We start from the raw sequence: 3,570 nt of genomic DNA, 5'->3' as shown, positions 1-3,570 counted from the left end.
CAGGATAGAGGACGCGCTCTCAGCGACCCGCGCGGCTGTTGAAGAAGGCATCATAGCCGGCGGCGGCTCCGGTTTCATACATGCCATAAAGAACGTGGAAGAACTGGAAGCCAAATCCACGGGAGATGAAAAGATCGGTGTCTCTATAGTAAGAAGGGCTCTCGAAGAGCCCCTGAAGCAGATCGCGAACAACGCCGGCCAGGAAGGTTCCGTGATAGTCGAGAAGATCAAAGGAGAGACCACCAATATGGGCTTCAACGCCCAGTCCTTTGAGGTCATGGACATGTTCAAGGCAGGAATTGTAGATCCGCTCAAGGTGACCAGGTCGGCCCTGCAGAACGCGGCCAGCATAGCCGCTATGCTGCTCACGACCGAGGCCCTTATCGCCGAAAAACCTGAAAAGGAAAAAGCTCCCGCGATGCCGGCAGGCATGCCCGGCGGCGGCTATGGCGACATGATGTAATCTGTTCGGCTCAAATCAAAAAGGAAGACCCACGCCTAGGCGTGGGTCTTTTCTTTCCTGTTGATTATTTTGAAATTTCCCGAATTTAAGTTCGATATGATAACCGAATGATAGATCTGTACTGCATATATGGCGGGGGCTTCCTCTGTACCGGTACGAACCGGTCAGATGAGAGGGCTGTCCCTGCTGACCATGGACGGACTTTTGGTCAGGATGCTTCATCCCGTGAGAAAGATTTTATATCCGGCAACTTCATATTGTCAGGGAACACTTCTTTCGAAGAAGCGGATATCATCTGCATAGGAGATCCGGACCACAGCTCCTATCTTGATGATGCGCTGACTGCGGAATTGCTCAGGCTGACCGCAAAAGCCGGCGATACCGTGCTTGTGGAAAGCGTACAGTCGGGAAAGGAAGTAAACAGGCACAGGAACATGAAGACAGATCTTGTTGAAGAAGAGATTAAGGTCTTGGGATGGGACGACGAAAAAGCAAGGGAAAAGTCCCTGTCCCTCATAAGCCTGCATCTTTCCATATACGGAAAAGGCCCGGGTGATCCTACATACGATAAGAACAAGCCTCTGATTGATTCCGTGGAAAAAGAGATAATGGACCTTAACATAGAAAAACGGGGAGCATCGCTGTTATCGGCCCTTATTGCATCCTGCAGTAAAGGCAGGACCTTTGTACTTGCAGGTTCGGGGCATTTTCTTATGGACCAAAACCTGCTGGATTTCCTTAAAACAAAAAGTTTCACTGTCCTTTCTCCTGTGACGGTCCGGAAAGATCCCGACGGCTCCGCCGATCCCGTTTCAGAATACTATAACGGGTCATTCCGTTCGGAAAAAGAGATGATGCTGAATTTAAAAACAAAAATCGGGGGGAACAAAAAAGCGTGGGCCGGCTGGTTCAAGGATGGCGAAAAGGCAGGCACAGGAGCCGTAGTTGTCCTTGACAGCAGTGTCTGCACTGAAGGATACAGCCGGTATTTCGGGCTTGATCCGGAAACCAGGTACGAAGTGATAGGCATAAGGCGCTACAGACTTAACTTTTGAATTCACATCCTCATTTTTTATGCCTCGACTTAAAGAAAATATTACCCGCAAGTTGCCGCCTTCTTCAGTCGACATATATATGTAAAAGGCATTCTGCTTAAAACAGGAGAAAACCATGGTCTCAGGGCCTTCGGATATAGGTCTGCGCGCAGGCACGACTCAAAAAGCCGTCATCGAGGAAAAGAAGACGGCTGTACCTGCGGAAAACAGCCCGAGTAACGGGACAAAACCGGTTTACTCTGAAGAAAGCCTGCCGATAACCAATCCGCCTATTGACCCTTCCTCTATCGCACCGGCAGAAAAGGAACAGGGAGGATGGCTGGCAGCTATCGGGAATTCAATATCCGAATCATTAAAGGATCCCGCCGCACGAAGGCAATACCTGGCACTCGTCGAAGGACAGTTCAACGAGGCTATCGATAAGATAACCGAACCGGACAGGAATATTGCGCCTCCGGACCTGTCATCGATAGAAAACCAGGATGCAAATGAAGCCGTTCAAAGAGCTATTGACATATACTCCAAGGGTCAGAAAAACGATAAGCTGGGAAGCGACAAAATTCGCCTTGACAAGAACGGCGGACTTTCGGTGGACGGCCCTAGAGAAGACAGGATACGGAATCGTCTCGAAAATCAGCTGAAATCCATCGGGCTTGCTGAGGAGGAGATCCAGAAGGCGCTGGTAAAATTCGACGGATACGTGGAAGAGACCCGGACGGCAGAGGTAAAGCACCTAAAATGGGATACACAAAGGAAGATCACAAATCTGATCAAAGGCGGCCCGGGACGGCTGAATGAGATGGAAAGAGAACTTAAGGTCCTTGAGGCTGCCGACAGGAGCACTAACGGAGGGAACCTCACGGCGGATACGGACAAATTCGCGGGGCAGATCAGGTCTTTCATAACTGCAAGCAATAACAAGGACACTGAATCCGCCTGCCGTGCAGCAGTTGAAATATTCAAGCCGCTGATCGAGCAATCGATGACGTATTACCAATACGACAAAGCGCTCTACCTTGACGACATGATGAGGGATTCAATAAAAAAGATCATGCCGGGCAGGAACACCGAAAAAGAAGTGTCCGAAATACTTAAGTCTGACGGCTATACCATATCTAAAGACTCCCTGAAGGAAGGCCGGGAGGTACAGGACCATTTGAACGAAATTATTACCGCATTCTCGGAAAAAGGCGCGGAGGCAGCCCGGGAGATCCTTGAAAAATATCCTGATGCAGGGGAAGCCGTGCTTAAGACGCTTGAATCAACGGGGATCTATGTTTCAGATGAGGAGAAGAACGATATCCTGGATTCCGAACCGTTCCAGACCATACTGAAACCTTATAAGAGACTGATGGACGAGAACTTGCTGCAGTCATCCGCCGGGCGCCACGGGTTCATGAGGAATACGATGCTTGCCATTACGAGGTCTGTTCCGAGGATGTTCGAAGGGGTAAAGGCCCTGGTGACCCCGGGCGACGGGATATCTACCAGGGAAGCTTTATCATCCGTTACAGGGGGCGCTGCGGCACTTCTTAGAAGCCCTGCCATGATGCTCGGAGCGGCAGGCACCGAACTGGTCCAGGGTACTATAGGGAGCATATGGAAGGGAGCTTCAGGAACAGCAGCAGGCAGGGACGCCGTAGATGAAAGGTTCATCAGCCTGAACAGGCATGCGGAGACAGTCACGACGCTTCTGCAGCCTCTGGCCGCCGGCAGGATCGCTACCGGGATAGACACTCTACTTAACCTAAAAGAGAGGTTTGAAGACATAAGGTCAGGAGTAGCCCATGGTGAAGGACCGTATATAGGATTCGGCGCAGCCATGAATCTTATGGGCCTTTGAACCGCATATCAACCATTCCGTTAACCCATTTTTGACGCCTCTTGCCAATATGACCGGGTTATGGTATCATAAAAATGTACTGAATAGTCCGAAAAACAGTGGGAAAAACCCACTTTTTGTTTTTAATAGGAGTAAGGGCGCCGAAAGGCCCCAAGTGAGAAAAATGAAGATCGAAGGCTTTAAACAAATGCTGACCGTGATACAGAACG

3 protein-coding genes are annotated in these 3,570 nt (G+C 50.1%); all 3 read left to right on the top strand.

The features are described 5' to 3' along the window. On the top strand, positions 1 to 463 hold a 463-nt coding region (locus WC490_08015; GenBank protein MFA5098545.1), incomplete at its 5' end, for a TCP-1/cpn60 chaperonin family protein. A gap of 107 nt (positions 464 to 570) precedes the next feature. Beyond that, the gene (locus WC490_08010) at positions 571 to 1,518 is read left to right on the top strand and encodes a hypothetical protein (GenBank protein ID MFA5098544.1); all 948 of its coding nucleotides are present in this window, start codon (positions 571 to 573) and stop codon (positions 1,516 to 1,518) included. A 115-nt stretch (positions 1,519 to 1,633) separates the two neighbouring features. Further along, positions 1,634 to 3,361 carry a hypothetical protein gene (locus WC490_08005; protein ID MFA5098543.1) on the top strand — a complete coding sequence of 576 codons (1,728 nt, stop codon included), beginning with the start codon at positions 1,634 to 1,636 and terminating at the stop codon, positions 3,359 to 3,361. Positions 3,362 to 3,570 lie beyond the last annotated feature (209 nt).

The sequence above is a fragment of the Candidatus Margulisiibacteriota bacterium genome, from assembly GCA_041650635.1.
Classification (GTDB): Bacteria; Margulisbacteria; WOR-1; order JAKLHX01; family JBAZKV01; genus JBAZKV01.
The sequence above is the reverse complement of the archived record's forward strand: the minus strand, read 5'-3'. Positions and strand labels throughout refer to the sequence as shown.